We start from the raw sequence: 23247 nt of genomic DNA, 5'->3' as shown, positions 1-23247 counted from the left end.
CGCTCCACTGATGTCCTTTAAGCCTGGTTTAAGCGCGATGACCGCTTTGACCCTCGGCCTAACCCCGTTGCCGCTCATGGCTCAGGAGGTCTCAGTCGAGAACGAACCATCAACAGCGCAAGACAATGCTTCATTGGAAACAGCTTCTAGCGCCGCGCCCATCCCATTGGTACCTGGAGAGCCTACCTGGGACAGCTTCCACGGCCAGCTCAACGCCCAGAAGTACAGCCCGCTCGATCAGATCACTGCAGATAACGTCGCCGATTTGGAAAAAGTCTGGGAGTTGCATACGGGCGATGTGGCCGATGGCTCAGGCGATCTGCCCGCGACGGTTTGGTCAGCCACGCCGGTGTTTGCCAATGATACGCTGTACATCGGCACGCCGTTTTACCGGATCCTGGCACTTGACCCTGCAAGTGGTGAAGAGAAATGGAGTTTCGATACACAATCCTCCTTGGAAGCTCTCACCCAGCCCGCCTTGAAGAATCGCGGTGTCGCCTATTGGGAGGCGAATGATTCAGTAGCAGGCGAGCCCTGCCAAAAAATAATCTACATGGGCACCATGGATGCCCAGCTGTTTGCAGTCGACGCCGATACCGGCGAACAGTGCGCAGACTTTGCCGAGAACGGCGTGCTCGACGTCAATCAATGGAACGACACCCACGATAAATGGCCCTTGTCATTACTGCAGCCTCCCACCGTTGTGGGCGACCACTTGATTCTTGGCTGGGCAGGCAATGATTGGGCCTACGAGCAGGCGCCCCCTGGCACGGTCTTCTCCATCAATGCGCGCACCGGCGAGCGCGAATGGACATTCCAGGCGCTCTCTGATGAGGTGCGAGAGCAGAGCGGAACGGCTAACGTGTGGACACATATGTCCGCTGATGAAGAGCTAGGGTTGGTATATTTACCCGTGTCTTCGCCATCCCCCAACTACTGGGGCGGCAATCGCACCGAGGAAGTGCCCTTAGGAACATCCACCACCGCCGTGGATATCGAGACAGGCGAGGTGGTGTGGTCACGCCAATGGGTTCACCACGATATCTGGGATTACGATACCGTTGCGGCCCCGACGTTGATGGACATTACCGTCGATGGCGAAGAGATCCCGGCACTGCTTCAGGCGACCAAAATGGGCTTTCTCTTCGTGGTGAATCGCGAAACCGGCGAGGACGTGTGGCCTATCGAAGAGCGGCCAGTGCCGAGCGGCGACGGTAGCGTCGAAGGTGAGGTTTACGCGCCCACCCAGCCATTCCCGACCAAACCGGTACCGCTGTTGGATCAATCCGAGAAACCCAACGTTTGGGCGCTTGCCGACGCAGTCAGCTTTGGCGAATGCTCGGCGCTCTGGGATGAACTCCGCTACGAAGGCATGTACACCCCACCGACGACTCAAGGTGAAGGCACGCTGGGCTATCCCATTAGCGCCGGCGGCGTGCAGTGGGGTGGAGTGGCCTTCGAGCCTGACAGCCAGACCGCTATTGTCAATACCTCGCACATCGTGCAGTACATCAAGCTATATGAGCGCGAGGCCTATGAAAAAGCAGATAGCGGATCAGGCAACGAAAGCGGCTTCGCCCCTCAGGAAGGAGCGCCCTACGGTATGCGTTTGGAAGTCGCGCTCAATCGCTGGGGCATGCCTTGCTGGGAGCCGCCCTTCGGCGAACTCGTTGCCATCGATATGACCACGGGAGACATCAAATGGCGCCGACCAATGGGCGTTTCTCAACAGTATGGCTTCTTCATGCCCGAACGTTGGGGCTCGCCTACCATTGGCGGTCCAGCCGTCACCGCAGGTAACGTCATTTTCATCGGCGCCTCGATGGATGCCAAGGTACGTGCCTACTCGCTGGAAACCGGTGAGGAGCTATGGTCGGACCAAACCGAAGCCCCTTCCGTCTCCAACCCCGCGGTCTATGAGTACGAGGGCCGGCAATACGTCGCCTTCGTCTCTGGTGGCAATACCATTCTGAAAAATCAGGTAGGTGATCAGATCGCCGTTTACGCCCTGCCAGAATAGCGTCGGCGGTTGAGGCATCCATTAACGGAGCGGCCTATAGGGGGCAGCTCCGTTTTGATTAACGCCCACTGTCAGTGCGTTGATATCCTTTTTGGAGGAATCGTCTGAGCACTTATCCCAATGTCGCTGCCGTCACGTTTGCCGCTGCGGGCTGAGTGGAGTAGTGGCGATTAATGGCGCTCAGCACTCCCTTCATGGAGGCGCTGGTGATGCTCTCATCGGTGCCTACGCCGAACACCGCTTTGCCATCGATACGCACCTCGACGTAGGCGATGGCCTCGGCATCGGCTCCCTGGCCACGGGAGTGCTCGTGGTAGTCGATGATTTCCACCTCTTGCCCGCTTGCCACCAGCGCTTTGATGAACGCGGCCAGCGGGCCGTTGCCTTCGCCGGTCAGAGTTTGCCGCTGACCACCATTCTCGACCGTCGCTTCCAGCGCCACTTTAGGGCTATCTGGCTCGGACGAGAGGCGATGGTTGACCAGTGCCAGGGGTGAACGCTGTTCCAAGTATTCGTCGGCGAAGGCTTGGTAGATCATCTGCGAGGTGATCTCTTTACCCGTGCGGTCGGCGACTTCCTGGACCACTTGGCTGAACTCGATAGAGAGTCTGCGCGGCAGTTCGATCCCGTACTCCTGCTCTAATAAGTAGGAGATACCGCCCTTGCCCGACTGGCTATTCACGCGAATGACCGCTTCGTAGCTACGGCCAACGTCTAGGGGGTCGATGGGCAAGTAGGGGACATCCCACGGCGCTTCAGGGTGAACGCGACGGTCGGCCATGCCCTTTTTGATGGCATCCTGGTGAGAGCCCGAGAATGCGGTGAAGACCAGATCGCCCACATAGGGATGACGTGGGTGAACGGGCAACTGGTTACAATACTCGGCCTCACGCATGATGGGAGTGATGTTGGAGAAGTCGAGCTGCGGGTGAACGCCTTGGGTATACATGTTCATCGCCAGCGTGACGATATCCACGTTACCCGTACGCTCGCCGTTGCCAAACAGCGTGCCCTCGACGCGATCCGCTCCCGCCATCAGCGTTAGCTCGGCGGCCGCCACGCCAGTACCACGGTCGTTGTGCGGGTGAACGCTGACGATCAGGGTATCGCGCTTTTTCACATGGCGGCAGAACCACTCGATCTGGTCGGCGTAGTTGTTCGGCGTGGCGACTTCCACCGTGGCCGGCAGGTTGACGATCATTTTATTGTCGACGCTAGGGCCAAAGGTATCCATCACCGCCTCGACGATCTCGACGGCGAAGTCCATCTCGGTGGTGGTGAATAGCTCGGGGGAGTACTGAAAAGTCCAGTTCGTCTCCGGGTTGGCCGCCATCAAGTCACGAATCTGTGCTGTCGCATCGACGGCAATCTGCACGCACTCGGTTTTATCCACGTTGAACACCACCCGACGAAACATCGGGTCGGTGGCATTGTAGACGTGAACGATGGCGTTCTTGACGCCCTTCAACGCCTCGAAGGTGCGCTCGATCAGGTGTGGACGCGCTTGGGTCAGCACCTGAATGGTCACGTCCTCAGGAATTTTGTCTTGCTCGATCAGCGAACGTACGAAGTCGAAGTCGGTTTGCGACGCGGAAGGGAAACCCACTTCGATCTCTTTGAAACCGATTTTCAAGAGCATGTCGAACAGGCGCTGTTTACGCTCTTGATCCATCGGATCGATCAGCGACTGGTTGCCATCGCGCAGATCCACGCTGCACCAGATGGGCGGAGTGTCGATACGCTGGCTTGGCCACTGGCGGTCAGGCAAGTCCACGGCCACGAAGGGGCGATACTTTTTAGAGGGGTCGGACAGCATCATAGTGGCGCTCCTGTCGTTAATCGGTTGTCGCAGAGTCTGAAGGGCGATGTGGAGGCGTCGTAGCTGCATGACGCTCTGCCATGGCGGCTTCCATACGATCGAGCTGCATTTTCAGCGAGTGGACGTCATCACGCAGCGCCTGCAGCTGTGCCGGATCGCCTTCCTCATAGTCGGTATCGAGTTGCGCGCTCTCTTTTTGCATCACGTCCAGCACGATACCTATCATCATATTAAGAAAAATAAACGCCGTAAGAAAAATGAACGTCAAGTAGTAAATCCAGCTCCAAACGTACACTTCCTGAGTGGCGTACATCACGTCCGTCCAGTCCTCGAACGTCGCAATGCGAAACAGCGTCAACATGGCAATGGAGATGTTGCCCCATAAAAACTCATCCACGTCGTGAAAAAGAAAGCTTCCCAGCGCCGCATAGATATAAAAGATGATGAACATGAGCAGTACGACGTAGCCCATGCGGGGAATCGACTTGACCAGCGCCGCGAGCAGCATCTGTAGCTCGGGAATCATCGATACCAAGCGCAGTACACGGAAGATCCGTAGCAGTCTCGCCAGCAGCACCATCTCCGAATCGTCCATGGGAATCAGGCTGGCGGTGACGATCAAAAAATCAAAAACGTTCCAGCCCTTCTTAAAAAAGCTGACTAAGTTGCGCTCGGCTGCCATTCTGATCAGAATCTCGACCAGGAAGAACACCGTGACGGCGACATCCAGATAGAGCAACCACTGCTCTATTCGGGACGTTTCTTCGTAGGTTTTCGCGCCAATCACCAGCGCAGAGATCACGATAATGGAAATGACCAACCCTTCAAAAAACTTGTTGCTACGCAGCTTTTCAAAGCGGGCTTGCCAGGTATTAAAGGGTTCACTCATGGAGCAAGGAGTCTCTTAACGATTAACGTCGACACTTTATACTAAAATCACGCACCTTCCATACAAGTGATATCCTGTTGTTTCACTTGATGTATCTTCGCCTCCTGGGCAACGCTCGTTGCTTGGGTGACTTTTTGATTTTTTGCGCTGGATGACCTCATGACACTGCTGTGGATCGCCTTACTGCCGTTACTGGGCGTACTGGTGCTGGCACTGACTGCCCAACGCGGCCGCACTTGGTGCTCGCTTGCCACGGGCATACTGCCAGCAACGGCGCTACTACTCACGCTGCTGCAAATTCCGGCCCTGCTGGAGGGCGAAGCGCTGCGTTTTGCAGCCGACTGGATGCCCGCCCTTGGCCTGGAGCTGGCGTTTCGCCTTGATGGCCTGTCGCTGCTTTTCAACCTGCTCATACTGGGCATAGGACTGTTAATTCTATTGTATGCCCACTTTTATTTGGCAAGCGATGAGCCTTTTGGACGTTTTTACGCCTTCTTGATGCTGTTCATGGCATCGATGGTCGGCATTTCCATGTCCGACAATTTGATCCTACTTTGGCTGTTCTGGGAGCTGACCAGCCTATCGTCGTTTCTGCTGATTGGTTTTTGGTCCTACCGAAGCGATGCTCGTAAAGGGGCACGCATGGCACTGACCGTGACCGGTGCAGGCGGACTGGCTCTGCTGGCGGGCCTGCTACTGCTGGGTGATATGGCAGGCAGCTACCGCATGGATGACGTACTGACTAGCGGCGCTGCCATCGTCGAGGATGCGCGCTACCCGCTGATGCTGGTCCTAGTATTATTGGGGGCGTTCACCAAGTCCGCACAGTTTCCTTTTCAGTTCTGGCTTCCCCACGCCATGGCGGCTCCTACGCCGGTATCGGCTTACCTGCACTCGGCCACCATGGTGAAAGCGGGCATTTTTCTTATGGCGCGTTTGCATCCGGCCATTGCCGATAGCGCGCTGTGGAGCGTGATCGTGCCACTGGTGGGTACCATCACGCTGCTCTATGGCGCGTGGTTTGCGCTGTTCAAAACCGACTTGAAAGGCATTTTGGCGTTTTCGACCGTCAGCCACTTGGGCTTGATCACCGTACTGCTGGGGATTGGCAGCCCCATGGCCGTGCTGGCGGCGCTGTTCCATATCCTGAACCACGCCACCTTCAAAGCAGCGCTGTTCATGAGCGCGGGTATCATCGACCATGAAACCGGCACCCGGGAGCTGAAGCAGCTTGGCGGGCTAAAAAAAGCGATGCCGGTCACCGCCCTGCTCACCACCTTGGCCGCCGCCGCCATGGCGGGGGTACCGCTGTTCAACGGCTTTTTATCGAAAGAGATGTTTTTTACCGAGACACTCGCCACTCCCGTGCTGGGCGGCTTGAGCTGGGTACTGCCCGCGTTGGCGGCGCTGGGCGGCATTCTCTCGGTGGCATACTCAATGCGACTGGTCCATGCGGTCTTCTACAAGCCCGCCCGCGAGAAGACGCCCAAAGCCCCTCACGAGCCGCCTCACCTCATGCGTTTGCCCGTGGAGCTTTTGGTCGCGCTATGTGTCTTGGTGGGCCTATTCCCTGCTTTTTTTGCGACCGGTATTTTGGAGCTAGCCACCCACGCCGTGTTGGGTGAGCCGTTATCGTTCTATCTCGCCATCTGGCACGGCGTGAATTTGCCATTGATGATGAGCTTGCTCGCCTTTGCAGCGGGCATTGCCATGTACTGGCGCCATGCCGATCTGCGTCGTTTCATGCAGCCCTTCGACAGCGTCGATGCCCGTCGCGTTTTCGAGCGTTTGATCCTTACCACCGGCTATCGCGCCGAACAGGTCATGACCAAGCTGGAAGGCAATTCGCTACAGCGCTACATGGGCTGGTTACTGGGGGCCGCTCTACTCATGGGGGTGATCGGTCTTGCCAGCATCCAAGAACTGACGGGGAGCCAAGGCAATCAGCCCATCGATGGCGTCGTACTGCTCGGCGCAGGCATGCTGATGTTTGGAGGTGTCGCTACTGCGGCCACCCACCGCTACCGTTTGATATCACTATTGATGCTGTCGGTAGTGGGCCTGTTCGTCGCCCTGACCTTTGCCCGCTTCTCCGCACCGGATCTCGCGTTGACCCAGCTGTCGGTCGAGGTCGTGACGATGATTTTGCTAATGCTGGCACTCTTCTTTCTGCCGCAAAAAACACCAACCGAATCGAGTCCGATGCGCAACGTACGCGACATCCTGCTAGCCGGTGCGCTGGGCCTCGTGGTGGCCAGTTTGAACTACGCGGTGATGACTCGCGAGACGCTTTCGATTTCCAACTTCTTCGTGGAGAACAGCAAGCCTGGCGGCGGCGGCTACAACGTGGTCAACGTCATCCTGGTCGACTTCAGGGGCTTCGATACGCTGGGCGAAATTACCGTATTGGCGATTGCCGGCCTGGCCATTTTCAAGCTGCTCAACCGCCTGCGCCTGTTCATGCCACACAGCGATGGCGAAGGGCGCGTCTGGTCACCGGATCGCTACCCGGCCATTTTGACCTCGATCTCCATGGCACTGCTGCCGTTGGCACTGCTGGTCTCGGCCTTCATCTTCTTACGCGGCCATAACCAGCCCGGCGGCGGCTTCATTGCCGGTTTGATCACCGCGGTTGCGTTGATCCTGCTGTACATGGCGCGGGGCGTCGAGTGGGCACAGGAGCGCCTGAACTTTCCCTTCCAGCCCGTCGCCGTGGTCGGTGTGGCCATTGCCACCCTCACCGGGCTGGGTAGTTGGCTGCTGGGTTACCCCTTCCTAACCTCGTCGTTTGGCTATTTCAGTCTACCGCTGATTGGCACGTTCGAGCTTGCCACGGCGCTGCTGTTCGACTTGGGTGTGTATCTTGCGGTGGTGGGCGCCACACTGATGATTTTGGCCAATTTGGGCAAGGTGACGACACCGCACCGACCGGTGACCGATCCGAAGATGTCCGACCACCACGACACGCCGAACGAAAAGGAGTCCCACTAATGGAAATGCTCTACGCCATTACCACGGGCGTTTTGACCGCCTGCGGGCTGTATCTGACGCTGCGTGGAAGGACGTTCCCGGTCGTGGTGGGCCTTACGCTGCTCTCTTATGCAGTCAATCTGTTCTTGTTCTCCATGGGCGGGCTGACCACGGATGGCGCCGCGTTAGTCAATGAGGGCTCTCAGTTCGCCGACCCGCTTCCTCAAGCACTGGTCCTCACCGCCATCGTCATCGGCTTTGCCATGACGGCGTTCGTCGTCATTCTCGCCATGCGGGCGCGTAGCGAAGTCGGTAACGACCATGTGGATGGTAAAAAGGAAGACCGCGAATGATTCAGCATCTGATTGTATTGCCCGTGGTACTGCCGCTGGTCGCAGGTATTTTGTTGCTTTACCAACGCCAGGGGCTCGTGCATTACAAGCGCGCCGTCAGTGTCGTTGCCACGTTTCTATTGCTGCTAGCTTCGATTGCCCTGCTGCACCAAGCCGCCAGCGGCGATATCACCTACTACGCGTTGGGCGACTGGCAACCCCCGTTTGGCGTCGTACTGGTGCTCGACCGCCTCTCCGCGCTGATGGTGCTCCTGACGTCTCTGTTAGCCGTGGGCGCTGTGGTGTTTGCCTGCGGTGGCGACGACGAGAAAGGCAGTAATTTCCACGGCTTGTTCCAGTGGCAGTTGCTGGGTATCAACGGCGCGTTCTTGACCGGCGATCTGTTCAACTTATTCGTTTTCTTCGAAGTGCTGCTGTTGGCTTCCTACGCACTGCTGCTACACGGCGGCGGCAAAGCGCGCATTCAGGCCAGCGTTCACTATGTGGTGCTCAACCTGGCAGGCTCGTCGCTGTTCTTGATTGCGGTTGGCATTCTGTACGGGGCCACCGGCACGCTCAATATGGCGGATATGGGCTATAAAATCGCCAGCCTGCCCGCCGAGCGTGAAGGGCTTGTAACGGCCGGTGCGTTAATGCTGCTGGTGGTATTTGGCCTGAAAGCGGCCATTTTGCCGCTCTATTTCTGGCTCCCCCGCGCCTACGCAGCGGCACCTGCCCCGGTGGCAGCCCTGTTTGCCATCATGACCAAGGTGGGTATCTACGCCATTCTTCGGGTCTATTCGCTGATGTTTGGCGAGCAGGCAGGCGGGCTCGTCGCGCTGGAACAGCCGTGGGTATGGTGGCTAGCCCTTGCCACCTTGGCAGCGGCTGGCGTAGGCGTGATGGCCGCCCGTGACCTACGCCTGTTGGTGGCTTACTTGGTGTTGATTTCGGTTGGCACGCTGCTGGCGGGTGTAGGCATGCGCTCCGCCGAGGCCACGTCTGCCCTGCTCTACTACCTCATCCACACGACCCTGGTGACCGGTGGCCTGTTCCTACTGGCGGAAATGATTGGCTTACAGCGCGGCAAGGCCGGCACGCGGATCGTCAAAGGGCGTCCACTGGTACAAGGCAATGCGCTGGCGATCGCCTTTTTCATCGGTGCGATTGCCGTGGTGGGAATGCCACCGCTGTCGGGTGCTTTGGGGAAAGCGATGGTCCTGGTAGCGGCCGAGGGCACTCAGCGCGTGTGGCTATGGCCGCTGCTGCTGCTGGCCAGTCTCGCCTCGCTCATCGCCCTCTCCCGGGCGGGCTCAACGCTGTTTTGGCGCAGCCACCGGGGCAGCCCTAGCGGCAGTCCGCTATCCCGCTATCAGTGGATGGGCATGCTGTGGCTACTCAGCGCTGCGCCGCTGCTGGTGGCCTTTGCCGGGCCGGTAAGCAGCTACACCCAAGCCACGGGTGAGCAGCTTGCCAACCCTCAGCGATTGATCGAAACGCTGCTGCCCGACGCAGGAGAAACACCATGATTATCCCACGCAAATGGCTACCCACACCGGTGCTATCGTTACTGCTGCTTCTGGTATGGCTGCTCCTGGTACGCAGCTACGCTTTTGGTCAGCTGGTATTGGGGGGCGCGCTGGCCATCGTGATTCCTTTGTTGACCCATCGCTTTTGGGATGCCCGGCCACGTATCAACAAACCCATGCTGCTACTGCGCTTTGGATTGCGAGTATTAGGCGATATCGTGACCGCCAATTTCGAGGTGGCGTACCTGATCGCGAACCCGTGGCGCAAACTCAAACCCCACTTCATCGAGTACCCCCTGATGCTGGAGGAGCGTTTTACCATCACGCTGCTCGCCAGCACGATCAGCCTGACGCCGGGAACCGTATCGGCCAACCTGCGTATGGATGGCAAATCCCTGCTGATCCATGCGTTGAATGTGGACGATGAAGAGGCGCTCATCGAGCAAATTCGCGAACGCTACGAACGGCCGCTCAAGGAGATTTACGAATGCTGAGTATTGCGCTCTATATCACCTTAGCGCTGGTGGTGATGGCTCTACTAATGAACCTTTACCGACTGACGGTGGGCCCCGACCTCCCTGATCGGGTGCTGGCGCTGGACACCATGTACGTCAACTCCATCGCCTTGATCGTGCTACTCGGGTTATGGCTCAACAGTAAGACCTATTTCGAGTCGGCCCTGCTGATCGCCATGCTCGGCTTTATTAGCACCGTGGCCGTGTGCAAATACATTCTGCGCGGAGATATTATCGAATGAACCTGATCGATGGGGTGCAGTGATGCCATTTTTCGTTGAAGCGATCATTTCTTTGCTGCTGTTAGCGGGCGGTGTATTCGTATTCATCGGCTCGTTAGGTATGGCACACCTGCGCGATTTCTACATGCGCTTACATGGCCCTACCAAAGCCACCACGCTCGGCATCGGCTGCATGCTGATTGCCTCCATGGGCTACTTCTGGAGCGTCGATGGTAAACCGGATATCCAGGAGCTGCTGATCACGCTCTTCCTCTTCATCACCGCACCGGTCAGCGCCCATCTGCTGGCCAAAACCGGCCTTCATATGCAGTTGAAGCATACTCAAAAGACCCAGGGCAAGCCGATTGAGTTACGTTCAGAAGAAGTCGGTGAAAAGCCGGTACCCCACCCGGACAAAGGGCACGGCTAGACATCGCCTCTCTCTGCGAGCGCTGGCATCTCGCCAGCGCTTTTTTTGTCGGCTGCTAAACCGCTGACCAAGCAGCAAAAGACTTGGCGATCAGCCTGAGAAGTGCTCGACAGAAAGTAGTGGCGAATGCCACTTTCCGGTAAGCTCTTGCCGATCGATTTTATGAGGTAACGTAACTATGTGGTGCCTACTCAGGCTATCTGCACTTTCTTTGTCTGCCCTGATGCTTGCGGGCTGCGCCGACCCCAAGGTGGATACGAGCTCCATGCCTGCCGCGGTGGTATCGATCGAAAAAGTGCGCGAGTCGCTGCCCACTTATAAGCGCGACGAGTTCGATACCGCGGTCAAAATCATTGCCATGTCATCGTTTAGCGGTATCGATCCCTTCAATCCCCAGCGCATGAACGCGGCTGAAATTGCCGAATCGGCCAATGCGTACATGCATGGGCTGACAGGAGATGAAATCATCGAGCGCGCCGACAGCATGCTACGCGAACGACGCGCGCGTGAACGCGAGCAAGCGTTGCGCACGCTCAATCGTCTCGAAGCCAAACAGGCTAACGCTCAGCGTGACCAGGAGCGCTTGGCACAAATCCACATCGATAACGCTCGCTACTACCTTGCCACTAGCCCCTTTGGCGCGCTAGAGCCAGTGATCGAATTGGCCGTAACGAATGGCACGGATCACGCTATCTCAGAGCTCATGCTGCGTGGGTTACTGGAAAGCCCCGAGCGGGATATCGCCTGGGTGGATCAAACCTTCTACTACGTGATTTCAGGGGGGCTAGCGCCCGGCGAAAGCGCCACCTGGAGCCTAGCGCCCAACCGTTTCGGGCCCTGGGGCAACGATCAAATTCCCCGCAATGCCGAACTATCGCTGACCCTCTTGGGCGTCAACGATGCCAACGGCGAGCCGCTATGGAACGCGCCACCGCTCACCGACAGCGAAACGGAACGACTCACATCGCTGCGCGAGGAGTATGAAGGAATACGCCCTCAAACCGCAGATAGCGGCGCTAGCGATGATTAACAGATAGCCACTCATAAAACGGCGGCGCTGAGCAGATCAGCACCGCCGTTTTCACCGATCTGTCGCCGACTTAGAGAAGCTCAGCGTCGCTATAGCCCAGCAGATACAGCACGCCATCCAGCCCCGCCACGGAAATGGCTTGTCGCGCTTCTGCCCGCACTAGCGGTTTGGCGCGAAAGGCCACCCCCATGCCTGCCGTCGCGAGCATTTTTAAATCGTTTGCGCCATCGCCCACGGCAACGGTCTGCGCCAACGGCACCCCTTCCCGCTTGGCGATCTGCGTCAGCAGCGCCGCTTTACGCTCCGCATCGACGATGGGCTCTTGCACCGCGCCGGTCACTTTGCCTTGCTCGATGACCAACTCGTTGGCATGAATTTCGTCGAAACCCAGCCGCTCCTGCAAATAGCGAGCGAAATAGGTAAAGCCCCCGGAAAGAATCACGGTTCGGAAGCCCAAGCGTTTCAAATTGACCAGTAGGCGCTCGACGCCCTCCATGAGCGGCAGCTCTGCGGCAATGTTCGCCAGTACCGACTCTTCGAGACCTTCCAGCTTGCTCATGCGCTCGCGGAAACTGGCTTTGAAATCCAGCTCGCCGCGCATGGCTCGCTCGGTCACTTCGGCTACTTCTTCACCGACGCCATGGCGCCGGGCCAGCTCGTCGATCACTTCCGCCTCGATCAGCGTCGAGTCCATGTCGAAGCAGGCCAAACGCGGCGCCTCGCCGGAGCGGAGTGGCTGTACGACGAGATCCACACCATGGGTATCTCCTAGCGCCAGCGCCGCCTGGCGCAGCGCCGTGAGAGATTCGGGCGCGCCGCTGACGTGAAGCTCCAAACAATCCATGACGCTGCCACGTGCCGTGTCAGCCAACCTCTGGCGACGCTCCTCCTGTAGGCCAAACTGCTCCATGAGCGACGCCACTGCCAGCTCCACCGTTGCCGTCAGGCGCGGCGCTATCAGCGTGACCACCACATTCCCGCGTGCCATCCGTTACTCCCCTGCTTCTAAACGATCGACTTTTTGGAAACCACGCGGCAGCTTACTGCCCCGCCGGCCGCGCTCACCGCGATAATACGCGAGATCGTCCGCTTTGAGCGTCAATTTACGTTTGCCAGCATGAATGATGAGCTCACTTCCTTCCGTCACGATGGCGATGTCGCGCACGAACTCTTCCCGGCGCGACGCGCGGGGGCCGGGGATATCGAGCATTTTGTTGCCCTTGCCCTTGGCCATTTCCGGCAACTGATCCAGAGGAAACAGCAGCAAGCGCCCCTCATTGGAGACCGAGGCGACCCAAAGTCCCTCGCCCTCCGGCACCTCGATGGGAGGCATGACGCTACACCCCTTGGGCACGCTGAGCACGGCTTTACCCGCCTTGTTTTTGCCCGTGAGCGCTTCGAGCTGAGCCACGAACCCGTAACCGCCGTCGCTGGACAGCAGAAAGCGCGTGGTAGGCTGCGCAAGCATCAACCCCGCCATTTGTGCCCCGGCGGCGACATTCACGCGGCCCGTCACCGGCTCGCCCTGCCCTCGGGCACTGGGTAAGTTATGTGCCGCCAAGGTATACGCGCGGCCCGTATCGTCCAACAGCACCAATGGCTGGTTGGTCTTGCCACGCGCAGCGAGACGAAAGCCATCGCCCGCTTTATAAGAGAGCCCTTCCGGGTCGATATCGTGGCCTTTGGCCGCACGAATCCACCCCTTATCCGACAGCACGACGGTAATCGGGTCGGCGCCCAGCAGCTCCACTTCTGACAGCGCCTTGGCTTCGCTGCGCTCGACCAGCGGCGAGCGGCGGTCGTCGCCATGTTCTTTACCCGCAGCGCGAATCTCTTTTTCGATCAGCGTGGTGAGCTTGGCGTCGCTCGCCAACAGCCCTTGCAGGGTCTTACGCTCTTTCTCCAGCTCGTCCTGCTCACCGCGAATCTTCATCTCTTCCAGCTTGGCGAGATGGCGAAGACGCAGCTCGAGAATCGCTTCTGCCTGACGCTCGGTCAGGCCAAAGGCACTCATCAGCGCAGGTTTGGGCTCATCCTCTTCACGGATGATACGAATCACCTCGTCGATGTTCAGATACGCCGTGAGCAGGCCTTCCAGAATATGTAGCCGATCTTCCACCTTGCCAAGGCGGTGCTCCAAGCGGCGGCGCACGGTGGCACGGCGGAAACGCAGCCACTCCCCCAGCATGTCGGTCAGCGGCATCACCCGAGGGCGGCCATCCAGGCCAATCACGTTCATGTTGACCCGCACGTTCTTTTCGAGATCCGTGGTGGCAAACAGGTGCGCCATCAGCGATTCGACATCCACACGGCTCGAGCGCGGCTCGATCACCAGGCGGGTTGGCTCTTCGTGGGTCGACTCGTCGCGCAGATCGGCGACCATGGGCAGCTTCTTCGCCTGCATTTGCGCGGCGATCTGCTCCAACACCTTGGCACCGCTAACCTGATAAGGCACGGCGGTAATGACGATATTGGCCTCTTCGCGCACGTAGCGGGCGCGCAGCTTGACCGAGCCACGGCCGGTCTCGTAGAGCTTACGCAGATCCGCTTTCGGCGTGATGATCTCTGCATCCGTCGGGAAATCCGGGGCAGGGACGAACGCCATCAAGTCCGCCGTGGTGGCCTCGGGGTGACGCAGCAGATGGCAAGTGGCCTCCATCACCTCGGAGACGTTATGGGGCGGAATATCGGTGGCCATGCCCACGGCAATCCCGGTGCCCCCGTTGAGCAGCACGTGGGGCAGCCTCGCGGGCAATACCACCGGCTCCTGCATGGTGCCATCGAAGTTGGGCGCCCACTCCACGGTGCCCTGGCCCAATTCACTCAGCAACACCTCGGCAAATTTGGAAAGCTTGGCCTCGGTGTAGCGCATGGCCGCAAACGATTTGGGGTCATCAGGGCTCCCCCAGTTGCCTTGGCCATCCACCAGCGGGTAGCGGTAGCTGAACGACTGCGCCATCAGCACCATGGCTTCGTAGCAGGCGCTATCCCCGTGGGGGTGGAACTTACCCAGCACGTCACCCACGGTACGCGCCGACTTCTTGTACTTGGCATTGGCGTGCAGCGCCAGCTCGCGCATAGCGTAAATGATGCGCCGCTGTACGGGCTTCATGCCATCGCCAATGTTGGGCAACGCGCGGTCTAGAATGACGTACATCGAGTAGTCGAGGTACGCTTTTTCGGTGTAATCGCGCAGGGACAGACGCTCGACGTCGCCCTCCGCTACCTGAATATCCATGGTCATCGGGGGGTCATACCTCAATGTCTGCCAAGTTACCGTAATCTTCCAACCACTTCTTGCGGTCGCTGGCGCGCTTTTTGGCGAGCAGCATGTCCATCATTTCCAGGGTGCCGTCGCCCTCGTCCAGCGTGAGCTGTACGAGACGGCGGGTTTCCACGGCCATGGTGGTTTCGCGTAGCTGCAGCGGGCTCATCTCCCCCAGCCCTTTGAAGCGCTGGACGTTGGGGGTGCCGCGTTTTTTCGCCAGCTGCTTCAAAATGGCGGCTTTCTCGCTCTCATCCAGGGCGTAATGCACCTCTTTACCCAGGTCGATCCGGTAGAGCGGCGGCATGGCCACGAAGACATGCCCGGCATCGACCAGAGCGGGGAAGTGTTTGACGAACAGCGCGCAGAGCAGCGTGGCGATGTGCAGCCCGTCGGAGTCGGCATCCGCCAGGATGCAGATCTTGTGATAGCGCAGCTTTTCGAGGTCGGCGCTGCCGGGGTCGGCGCCAATCGCCACGGCAATATCGTGCACTTCCTGGGAGCCGTAAATATCGTGGGAGTCGACTTCCCAGGTGTTGAGGATCTTGCCACGCAGCGGCAGGATGGCCTGAGTATCGCGGTTACGCGCCTGCTTGGCGCTGCCACCGGCCGAGTCCCCCTCGACTAAAAACAGCTCGCTCTGCGCCGGGTCCTGACCGGAGCAGTCCGCCAACTTGCCGGGCAGCGCTGGGCCTGACGTGACCTTCTTCCGCGCAACCTTCTTCGACTTCTTTTGACGCTGCTGGGCGGCGCTGATCACTAGCTCGGCTAGCTGTTCGGCCTGCTCGACGTGATGGTTCAGCCACAGCGAAAAGGCGTCTTTGACGACCCCGGACACGAACCCCGCAATGGTGCGCGACGAGAGGCGCTCCTTGGTCTGTCCCGCAAACTGCGGGTCGAGCATTTTCACCGAAAGCACGAAGGAGGCGCGCTCCCACAAATCCTCGGCGGTCAGCTTGATGCCGCGGGGCAGCAGGCTGCGGTATTCGCAGAACTCCCGGAGGGCGTCCAGCAGGCCGGACCGAAAGCCGTTGACGTGGGTACCGCCCTGGGGCGTGGGAATCAGGTTGACGTAACTTTCGAGCAGCGCCTCGCCGCCCTCCGGCAGCCACTGGATGGCCCAGTCCACGCCGTGCTCGTCGTCGCTGAAGTGGCCGACGAACGGCTCCTTGGGCAGCACCTCGTAACCATCGGTGGCTTCGGCCAAGTAGTCGCGCAGGCCATCGGCGTAGGCCCACTCGGTTTTGGTGCCGTCCGGCTCTATGAGGGTGACCGCCAGCCCTGGGCAAAGCACCGCTTTGGCACGCAGCAGGTGTTTGAGTTTGGAGAGCGCGAGCTTCGGGCTGTCGAAGTAGCTTTCGTCCGGCCAGAAGCGCACCAGGGTGCCGGTGGCACGTTTGGCGGCCTTACCGACTTCGTGCAGCTCTTCGACCTTTTCGCCGTGCTCGAAGGCAATGGCGTGGCGGGCGCCGTCGCGGGTGACTTCGACTTCCAAGCGTCGCGACAGCGCATTGACCACCGAGACGCCCACGCCGTGAAGGCCGCCCGAAAAGCGGTAGCTCGACGAAGAGAACTTACCGCCCGCGTGCAGCTTGGTGAGAATGAGCTCGACCCCCGATACGCCGTGCTCCGGGTGCAGGTCGATGGGCATGCCCCGACCGTTATCCTGCACCTCGATGGCGCCGTCACTCTGCAGCACCACGCTAATGCTCGACGCATGCCCGGCCAGCGCCTCGTCGACACTGTTGTCGATGACTTCTTGCGCGAGGTGATTGGGACGCGAGGTATCGGTATACATACCGGGACGCTTGCGCACCGGCTCGAGCCCTGAAAGGACCTCGATCGAACTCGCGCCGTACTGGGAGGCATCAAACTGGGTCATGTAACGTCGGTTCCTGAAAAAACGGACTGAACAAAAGCGCAGAAGCGGTCTGGCTGAGTGGCGTGCAAAGACGCCACCTCGAACACTTATCACAGAGGCTCAACACGATAGACCGCGCCTAAACGCACACAGGATAGCGGAAAAGCAAAAAGCTGTATATCCAGCCATATAGATCGAACGGCCTACACCTGCTCTGCTGCCCACAATGCCTCGATGAGACCGCGGCTAGACGCATCCATACGAGCGATATCGCCCTGGCCATCGATGATGGCCTGGGTATCGGTGGCAATCTGCTTACCCAGCTCGACGCCCCACTGATCGAAGGGGTTGATGTCCCAAATGACGGCCTGAACGAAGACCTTGTGCTCGTAAAGTGCAATCAGCGCGCCCAACGTGGCGGGCGTCAACTGATCCAGCAGCACCGTGGTCGAGGGCTGATTGCCCCGGTATCGCTTGTGCTCGGGCCGTGGGCCCTCTTCGTCGAGGGCGTCGTCCCCCAGCATCAGCACGCGGGATTGTGCAAAGCAGTTGGCCAACGCCAGGCGATGCTGAGCCTTCAAGTGGCGGCGGGTATCCGGCTCCTCGACCTCGTCGTAACGCTTCAGGGGAGCAATGAAATCGCAGACCACCGGTTGGGTGCCCTGGTGCAGCAACTGATAAAAGGCGTGCTGGGCGTTCGGGCCGAGCTGCCCCCAGAGTACCGGGCAGGTGGAGTAGTTGACTGCTTGGCCCTGTCGGGTGACCGACTTACCGTTGGACTCCATCTCGAGCTGCTCTAGGTAAGCGGCAAAGTACTCCAACCGTCCGTCGTAGGGCAGAATCGAGTGGGCGCGAATATCCAGAAAGTTGACGTTCCAGATGCCCGCCAAGCCCAATAGCACCGGCAGGTTGTCGGCCAGCGGCGCATCGCGGAAGTGGCTATCCATAGCGTGGGCACCCGCCAACAGTTCTCGAAAATGCGCCATGCCTACCACCAGCGCGATCGGCAGCCCAATGGTACCCCACAGCGAGTAGCGCCCGCCGACCCACTCCCAAAACATCAGCTGATGGTCAGAGGCAATCCCCCACTCACTCATCTTTTCAGGGCTGGCCGATACACCGATAAAGTGCTGGCGCACGATCAGCGCCTCGCTGATCGGTTTGGCATGAGGGCTCGCGTCCGGCAGGTCGGCGTGCTGGGTGAGTCGCCCGATCAACCAGTCGCGGGCCGTGTTCGCATTGGAGAGCGTATCGATGGTGGTGAACGACTTGGACGACAGCACGAACAGCGTGGTCTCCGGGTTGAAACGGCTGAGGTAATCCGCCAACTGAGAGCCGTCCATGGTCGAGGCAAAATGCACCTCGACCGGATGAATATCCCGGGGCCGATAGTCCGATAGCGCATGGGTCACCATGAGCGGACCCAAATCCGAGCCGCCCACACCTAAGTTCACCACGTGACGAATCGGCTTGCCGGTGGCCCCACGCCACTGGCCAGCGTGCAGGCGCTGCACCAGACGCTCCATCTGCGCCAAGCTGTCATGCACGGCCTCGACGATATCCTCGCCTTCCACGTCCAGGCTCGCATCCGCAGGTAAGCGCAAGGCAGTATGCAGCGCCGGGCGGTTCTCACTGACGTTCACCCGTTTGCCGCTCAACAGCGCCTCGATAGCGCCTGGAACACCCGCTTCGCGCGCCAGCGCCAGCAGATGCTCCAGCGTATCGTCGTCCCAACGCTGCTTGGAAAGATCGAGGGTCAGCCCCGCTACCTGACGCGTAAAGTGCTGCCAGCGTCCAGGGTCGTCCCCAAACAGGTTTTTCAAGTGAACGTGTTTAAGCGCTTGCGCATGCTGCTGTAACGTTTGCCAAGCGGGAAGCGTATCGGGAGTTGCTGTTGCGAAAGCCATGTGCCCTCTCCTGTGGCGTCGTTCCGTGAGGCAGGAATCTGAATGGATCAGGCCTGTTCTGCGATAACAAGGGCGCGTAAACTACGCAACCTCATTAACCATCCTGGCTTGCCCATGAGTGATGCATCTTACCGCGACGCTATCTTTTCAACACCCCTAGACAAGGTGGCTAGGTTCTCCTTTGATGAGCAGGTCGTCGCATGCTTCCCTGATATGATCCGCCGCTCGGTGCCCGGCTATGGCCAAATCCTGGGTATGCTGAGCCTGATTGCCAAACGCCATCTGCGCCACGGTGCCCACGTGTACGATCTGGGCTGCTCGCTGGGCGCCTCCGGCCTTGCCCTAGCAGGCGCCCTGCCCGCTGATGCGTTCCTCTATACCGGTATCGACCTTTCCCCGGCCATGGCCGCCCGCGCCAAGCAGACCTTTCTCGAGGAGTGCCCCGACCATGCGTTGCAGGTCGAAGAAGCCGATATTCGTACCTACGAGTATGCGCCGTCGGGGATGATCATTCTCAACTTTACGCTGCAATTCTTGCCCCCGGCCGACCGGGATGCGCTGCTCAAGCGCCTTTATGATGCACTGGAGCCCGGCGGCGTGCTGATTTTGTCGGAAAAGACCGTCGATGCCGACGAGCGCGACAATGCCTGGCGGGTCGAGCGCTACCACGACTTCAAGCGTGCCAACGGCTATAGCGATATGGAGATCAGCCAAAAGCGCACCGCGCTCGAGAACGTGCTGATTCCCGATACGCTCGATGCGCTGCACGAGCGCTTGTCGCTGGCGGGTTTCCCCCGCTCCATGACCTGGTTCCAGTACCTGAACTTCACCTCGCTGATCGCCTTCAAGGAGGGTTAAGGTGGCGCTACTCCCCGACGATCATCGCGTGCTGTATCAAGCGTTTCTGGACCAAGCGGCCCAGGATGCCTCGCTGACGCCTTGGCTGGCCAAACTCCCCGAGCAGCTCGCCAGCGGACTGGACCGCCAGCGCCACGGCGACCTCTCTGCCTGGGAAAAAGCCGTGGCCAAACTGCCGCCGCTGCCGGACGAGCGCCGTGTGGATTTGAACAGCGATACGCTGACAGTCGAACTCGAGCTCACCGACAGCCAGCAGCGCCAGTGCTTCAACCTACTGCGCAAGCTGGCCCCATGGCGCAAAGGCCCGTTTAGCCTGGGGGGTATCGAGATCGACACCGAGTGGCGCTCGGATTGGAAATGGCAAAGGGTTTCCCCGCATCTGGCACCGCTTAAGTATCGCAAAGTGTTGGATGTCGGCGGCGGCAGCGGCTATCACGCTTGGCGGATGGCGGGTGCAGGTGCCGCTTTCGTGTTAGTGATCGACCCATCGCCGCGCTTTTACTGGCAGTTCCAGGCAGTGCGCCATTTCGTTGGCAACGCCGACGACGGCCGCACGCAGTTTCTGCCGGTGGGTATCGAAGACGTACCGGAGAACCTGGGTTTCTTCGATACGGTGTTCTCCATGGGCGTGCTTTACCACCGTCCCTCGCCGCTCGAACACCTGCAGCAGCTAAAAGACGCTTTGGCCCCCGGCGGCGAGCTGGTACTGGAAACCCTGGTGGTGGAAGGCGACGAGCAGACCGTGTTCGTCCCCGGCGAGCGTTACGCCGCCATGCCTAACGTCTACTTTCTGCCCTCCTCCAAAGCGCTGTGCCACTGGCTTTCGCGCTGCGGCTATACCAATGTGCGGGTCGTTGACGAAGCAGTGACGACACTCGACGAGCAGCGCTCCACCGAGTGGATGACCTACCAGTCGCTGGCGGACTTTCTCGACCCCCATGATCGCAGCCGCACTATCGAGGGCTATCCGGCGCCGCGCCGGGCGGTGATTCTGGCAAACAAGCCGACGTAGGCAATCTCAGCGTCGCCTAACGCCGGAGAATCACCAGCCAGCGGCCTAGGTTCATCACGCTGGCCAGTGACGCGGCCACGTAGGTAAAGGCGCAGGCGGTGAGAACGTGGCGGGCACCGGCCATATCGGCGGGAGGGACGTACTCTTTGAGCAGAGGCAGCGCACGATTGAAGCTGGCATCGAACTCCACCGGCAGCGTGACGAGATGCACCAGCGCCGCCGTGCCGAAGCTGATCACCGCCATGGCAATGACCATGGCCAGCCCACCGGGTAACCGCGTGAGTAGGAAGAGAAAAGGCGCGGCCATCATCAAAATGGCGCCCAGCTTTTCGGCTTTTTGCGCCAACGTGACCAAGCGGCTGCGAGCCAGCAGCGGCGCGTAGCCTTCATGGTGCTGAATGGCATGACCCACTTCATGGGCAGCAACGGTCACCGCCGTGAGCGAGCGGCCATCGTAATGGTCGGGGGTCAAGCGCACGCAGCGCGATTCGGGGTCGTAATGGTCCCCCTGCTCGGTACGCTCGACTCGCACGCCCTCGACGCCCAAGCGGCGCAGCAGATGCTCGGCCAACTCCGCGCCGGTGCCCGGGTAGTCGTCACGCCCACGGGTATGGCGCTTCAACACCCACTTCGCCCACAGATTGGGCAAGACGAAAATGGCCAGTGCCAATACGACAAGAAGAATCAGCATCGCAACACCGCAGACCTGCCAGTTAGGAATACGTCAGCATCACCCTATCGATGGGTAATGAGAGGACCGTTCGAGTAGCGTTTCGTTATTCGAATAGGGTTTTCGATAATAGTTTTCGAGAATCGCTCTTCGAGATTAGTTTTTATCACGAATGGCGGGGAAACACAGCTTAGGCAGGCTCGTTGCGATGCGCTTCCACATCACGCTGAACGGCCTGCAAGCCACGCGCCGAAATATCGCCTTGGGCGTGGGCGTGTTCGGCAATCAAAATGCTATCTGCCGCCAGAACGAGCTCACACTCGGTATGGGCTAACTCATCGCGCAAGCGCTGAATGGCGGCCTCCCGCTGTGGATTGTTATCGACACGACGTATGTATATCGATTTGATCCGATCCGGGTAGGCTTTGACGACCTCCGTATAGACTTCGGGGTCATGTTGACCGCTGTCACCAATCAAGATGCAGGGCATGTCGTCGTATAACGCCAGCATACGATCGATGAGTTCTCGTTTGTGCGCTTCCGCTCGGCGGGGCCATGGTTTGCGCCAGGAGATGCCCCACTCGCGCAAAAACAGTATTGGCCCAATCGGAATCCGGTTCATTTGGAAAAAGGCTTCCAGCATCTCATAAATAGCCCAAGGACCCCGGGAGACGTATAGGATCGGGCGTTCACCCTTTTCGGTTCGGCCACGGTAAAGCGCTTGGTAGAGCGACGCCACACCGGGAAATGCCGTTCGGCGGTGCGGCTTACGCACGAACAACCGATAGAGCATTTTGAGCTTTTCCGCGACACCCGTGAACATCACCGTATCATCGATATCGCTAATCACTAGCAGATCCGCTTCAGGAGGCGGAACATAGACCTCGACACTGGTACGAACGGGTGGGTGTCCCTTGGCGCGCACCAAAATATCGGCGCGGTGCCAGGAAACGTCGACCGGCAAGGGCGTCTTGATAGGCAAGTGAGCATCAAAGTAGCCGTCGCGGTCGGTGGTCAAGCAGAGCTGGTTGTCGCCAATTCGTAGATCGACCTGGGCATTGGCGAGGCCACGACGAAAGACACGACGCGCCACATCGGCGGTATCGCGCAGCACGCCGCGCCTAGGAATGGCGCGACCGAGTGCCGCTTGGCGGAACACTCGGCCCATAACGAAAACTTCCTGCTGGGAGCCATAGCCACGATAGGGATGTACCATCACCCCACTGCGGCCGCTGTCCCGCTTCATCGGTTTTGCAATGACGTGGGCAAGCCTTTTGGCGAAGCTTGCCCACTGGTGGTACCACGCCATTAAGCGTGCTGACCTGAATGCCGCCCTTCCTGCAGCTCCTCCAGCAGTTTGGCGTTGAAGGCGTCCAGATCTTTAGGAGTACGGCTGGTCACGAGACCGCTATCGACCACTACCGGCTCGTCGACCCAGTTGACACCCGCATTGCGCAGGTCTTGGGCGACGCTGGGCACGGAGGTCATCTTGCGCCCGTCAACAACGCCTGCATTAATGAGAATCCAAGGCGCGTGACAAATGGCAGCAACGGGCTTGCCCGCTTGAAAGAACGCTTTGACGAAGCTCAGCGCGTCTTCATTCAAACGCAGCTCGTCAGGGTTGAACAGGCCGCCTGGGAGGACCAGCGCGTGATAGTCCGACTCGTGGGCATCGGCTAGCGCCTTATCGGCATCGTAAGTATCGCCCCAATCGGTTTCGGCCCAGGCGCGAATGCCCTTGCCTTCCGGGGACACGACATGCACCTCGACACCTTCTTTTTGAAGCGCTGCGCGAGGCACGCTCAGCTCGGACTCTTCGAAACCGTCGGTGGCGAGAATGGCCACGCGTTTACCGTTCAGTGCTTGATTCATCATGCTCTCCTTTTCGTGATGAGTGTGCGTTTACAACGCTTCTCCCA

Annotated in this window: 19 protein-coding genes; 10 read left to right on the top strand and 9 right to left on the bottom strand. The window is 59.4% G+C overall.

Annotated features, from left to right (window positions below):
* The first annotated feature begins 10 nt into the window (after window positions 1-10).
* A complete protein-coding gene (locus FHJ80_RS10465; protein WP_139527255.1) occupies window positions 11-2020 on the top strand; it encodes a pyrroloquinoline quinone-dependent dehydrogenase in 2010 nt (669 codons plus the stop codon).
* Between the two features lie 112 nt (window positions 2021-2132).
* Here FHJ80_RS10465 and leuA read toward each other — a convergent pair whose 3' ends face one another.
* Together leuA and FHJ80_RS10455 are read right to left on the bottom strand one after the other, a co-directional pair.
* The gene (leuA, locus tag FHJ80_RS10460; RefSeq protein WP_139527102.1) at window positions 2133-3839 is read right to left on the bottom strand and encodes a 2-isopropylmalate synthase; all 1707 of its coding nucleotides are present in this window, start codon (window positions 3837-3839) and stop codon (window positions 2133-2135) included.
* Window positions 3840-3855: 16 nt separating this feature from the next.
* Window positions 3856-4728, bottom strand: coding sequence for an ion transporter (locus tag FHJ80_RS10455; protein ID WP_139527101.1), 873 nt, complete (start codon window positions 4726-4728; stop codon window positions 3856-3858).
* Between the two features lie 159 nt (window positions 4729-4887).
* On the opposite strand from FHJ80_RS10455, the gene FHJ80_RS10450 reads away from it, so the two are divergent.
* The 7 genes from FHJ80_RS10450 to FHJ80_RS10420 all read left to right on the top strand — a co-directional run bounded on the left by FHJ80_RS10450 (window position 4888) and on the right by FHJ80_RS10420 (window position 11755).
* Entirely contained in the window at window positions 4888-7719 is a 2832-nt protein-coding gene (locus FHJ80_RS10450; RefSeq protein ID WP_139527100.1) for a monovalent cation/H+ antiporter subunit A, read from the top strand.
* A complete protein-coding gene (locus FHJ80_RS10445) occupies window positions 7719-8051 on the top strand; it encodes a Na+/H+ antiporter subunit C (RefSeq protein ID WP_139527099.1) in 333 nt (110 codons plus the stop codon). Before FHJ80_RS10450 ends, FHJ80_RS10445 begins: the two co-directional genes overlap by 1 nt.
* Window positions 8048-9559 carry a monovalent cation/H+ antiporter subunit D gene (locus FHJ80_RS10440; RefSeq protein ID WP_139527098.1) on the top strand — a complete coding sequence of 504 codons (1512 nt, stop codon included), beginning with the start codon at window positions 8048-8050 and terminating at the stop codon, window positions 9557-9559. The genes FHJ80_RS10445 and FHJ80_RS10440 overlap by 4 nt, the downstream gene beginning before the upstream one ends.
* The gene (locus FHJ80_RS10435; protein ID WP_139527097.1) at window positions 9556-10053 is read left to right on the top strand and encodes a Na+/H+ antiporter subunit E; all 498 of its coding nucleotides are present in this window, start codon (window positions 9556-9558) and stop codon (window positions 10051-10053) included. The genes FHJ80_RS10440 and FHJ80_RS10435 overlap by 4 nt, the downstream gene beginning before the upstream one ends.
* A complete protein-coding gene (locus tag FHJ80_RS10430) occupies window positions 10047-10316 on the top strand; it encodes a K+/H+ antiporter subunit F (protein ID WP_044629074.1) in 270 nt (89 codons plus the stop codon). Before FHJ80_RS10435 ends, FHJ80_RS10430 begins: the two co-directional genes overlap by 7 nt.
* 22 nt (window positions 10317-10338) lie before the next feature.
* A complete protein-coding gene (locus tag FHJ80_RS10425) occupies window positions 10339-10725 on the top strand; it encodes a Na+/H+ antiporter subunit G (protein WP_139527096.1) in 387 nt (128 codons plus the stop codon).
* A gap of 178 nt (window positions 10726-10903) precedes the next feature.
* On the top strand, window positions 10904-11755 hold the full coding sequence (locus tag FHJ80_RS10420) for a DUF6694 family lipoprotein (protein ID WP_369692950.1): 852 nt from the start codon (window positions 10904-10906) through the stop codon (window positions 11753-11755).
* Between the two features lie 70 nt (window positions 11756-11825).
* Here FHJ80_RS10420 and serB read toward each other — a convergent pair whose 3' ends face one another.
* From serB to pgi, 4 genes are all read right to left on the bottom strand, one after another.
* Window positions 11826-12743, bottom strand: coding sequence for a phosphoserine phosphatase SerB (serB, locus tag FHJ80_RS10415; protein ID WP_139527094.1), 918 nt, complete (start codon window positions 12741-12743; stop codon window positions 11826-11828).
* 3 nt (window positions 12744-12746) lie between these two features.
* Entirely contained in the window at window positions 12747-14999 is a 2253-nt protein-coding gene (gene parC / locus FHJ80_RS10410) for a DNA topoisomerase IV subunit A (RefSeq protein WP_139527093.1), read from the bottom strand.
* A gap of 7 nt (window positions 15000-15006) precedes the next feature.
* Entirely contained in the window at window positions 15007-16902 is a 1896-nt protein-coding gene (gene parE, locus FHJ80_RS10405) for a DNA topoisomerase IV subunit B (RefSeq protein ID WP_139527092.1), read from the bottom strand.
* Window positions 16903-17084: 182 nt separating this feature from the next.
* Entirely contained in the window at window positions 17085-18788 is a 1704-nt protein-coding gene (gene pgi / locus FHJ80_RS10400) for a glucose-6-phosphate isomerase (protein WP_139527091.1), read from the bottom strand.
* A gap of 114 nt (window positions 18789-18902) precedes the next feature.
* Between pgi and cmoA the strand changes: the two genes are divergently transcribed.
* On the top strand, window positions 18903-19646 hold the full coding sequence (gene cmoA / locus FHJ80_RS10395) for a carboxy-S-adenosyl-L-methionine synthase CmoA (RefSeq protein ID WP_139527090.1): 744 nt from the start codon (window positions 18903-18905) through the stop codon (window positions 19644-19646).
* Window position 19647: 1 nt separating this feature from the next.
* The gene (cmoB, locus tag FHJ80_RS10390; protein WP_139527089.1) at window positions 19648-20658 is read left to right on the top strand and encodes a tRNA 5-methoxyuridine(34)/uridine 5-oxyacetic acid(34) synthase CmoB; all 1011 of its coding nucleotides are present in this window, start codon (window positions 19648-19650) and stop codon (window positions 20656-20658) included.
* Window positions 20659-20674: 16 nt separating this feature from the next.
* Here the strand turns inward: cmoB and FHJ80_RS10385 are convergent, their stop codons facing one another.
* From FHJ80_RS10385 to FHJ80_RS10375, 3 genes are all read right to left on the bottom strand, one after another.
* Window positions 20675-21349, bottom strand: a complete 675-nt coding sequence (locus FHJ80_RS10385; RefSeq protein ID WP_139527088.1) for a zinc metallopeptidase — start codon at window positions 21347-21349, stop codon at window positions 20675-20677.
* A gap of 169 nt (window positions 21350-21518) precedes the next feature.
* Complete coding sequence (locus FHJ80_RS10380; RefSeq protein ID WP_139527087.1) at window positions 21519-22637, bottom strand: App1 family protein; 1119 nt, start codon at window positions 22635-22637, stop codon at window positions 21519-21521.
* The gene (locus tag FHJ80_RS10375; RefSeq protein WP_139527086.1) at window positions 22637-23200 is read right to left on the bottom strand and encodes a type 1 glutamine amidotransferase domain-containing protein; all 564 of its coding nucleotides are present in this window, start codon (window positions 23198-23200) and stop codon (window positions 22637-22639) included. Before FHJ80_RS10375 ends, FHJ80_RS10380 begins: the two co-directional genes overlap by 1 nt.
* Window positions 23201-23247 lie beyond the last annotated feature (47 nt).

The sequence above is a fragment of the Halomonas sp. BL6 genome, assembly GCF_006228115.1.
GTDB classification, from domain to species: Bacteria; Pseudomonadota; Gammaproteobacteria; order Pseudomonadales; family Halomonadaceae; genus Vreelandella; species Vreelandella piezotolerans.
This window is presented reverse-complemented; position numbering and strand designations above follow the sequence as displayed.

Coding starts and splice junctions, on each gene's coding strand:
- FHJ80_RS10465 (WP_139527255.1), top strand. CDS start 11: ATGTCCTTTAAGCCTGGTTTAAGCGCGATGACCGCTTTGACCCTCGGC.
- leuA (WP_139527102.1), bottom strand. CDS start 3,839: ATGATGCTGTCCGACCCCTCTAAAAAGTATCGCCCCTTCGTGGCCGTG.
- FHJ80_RS10455 (WP_139527101.1), bottom strand. CDS start 4,728: ATGAGTGAACCCTTTAATACCTGGCAAGCCCGCTTTGAAAAGCTGCGT.
- FHJ80_RS10450 (WP_139527100.1), top strand. CDS start 4,888: ATGACACTGCTGTGGATCGCCTTACTGCCGTTACTGGGCGTACTGGTG.
- FHJ80_RS10445 (WP_139527099.1), top strand. CDS start 7,719: ATGGAAATGCTCTACGCCATTACCACGGGCGTTTTGACCGCCTGCGGG.
- FHJ80_RS10440 (WP_139527098.1), top strand. CDS start 8,048: ATGATTCAGCATCTGATTGTATTGCCCGTGGTACTGCCGCTGGTCGCA.
- FHJ80_RS10435 (WP_139527097.1), top strand. CDS start 9,556: ATGATTATCCCACGCAAATGGCTACCCACACCGGTGCTATCGTTACTG.
- FHJ80_RS10430 (WP_044629074.1), top strand. CDS start 10,047: ATGCTGAGTATTGCGCTCTATATCACCTTAGCGCTGGTGGTGATGGCT.
- FHJ80_RS10425 (WP_139527096.1), top strand. CDS start 10,339: ATGCCATTTTTCGTTGAAGCGATCATTTCTTTGCTGCTGTTAGCGGGC.
- FHJ80_RS10420 (WP_369692950.1), top strand. CDS start 10,904: ATGTGGTGCCTACTCAGGCTATCTGCACTTTCTTTGTCTGCCCTGATG.
- serB (WP_139527094.1), bottom strand. CDS start 12,743: ATGGCACGCGGGAATGTGGTGGTCACGCTGATAGCGCCGCGCCTGACG.
- parC (WP_139527093.1), bottom strand. CDS start 14,999: ATGACCATGGATATTCAGGTAGCGGAGGGCGACGTCGAGCGTCTGTCC.
- parE (WP_139527092.1), bottom strand. CDS start 16,902: ATGACCCAGTTTGATGCCTCCCAGTACGGCGCGAGTTCGATCGAGGTC.
- pgi (WP_139527091.1), bottom strand. CDS start 18,788: ATGGCTTTCGCAACAGCAACTCCCGATACGCTTCCCGCTTGGCAAACG.
- cmoA (WP_139527090.1), top strand. CDS start 18,903: ATGAGTGATGCATCTTACCGCGACGCTATCTTTTCAACACCCCTAGAC.
- FHJ80_RS10385 (WP_139527088.1), bottom strand. CDS start 21,349: ATGCTGATTCTTCTTGTCGTATTGGCACTGGCCATTTTCGTCTTGCCC.
- FHJ80_RS10380 (WP_139527087.1), bottom strand. CDS start 22,637: ATGGCGTGGTACCACCAGTGGGCAAGCTTCGCCAAAAGGCTTGCCCAC.
- FHJ80_RS10375 (WP_139527086.1), bottom strand. CDS start 23,200: ATGAATCAAGCACTGAACGGTAAACGCGTGGCCATTCTCGCCACCGAC.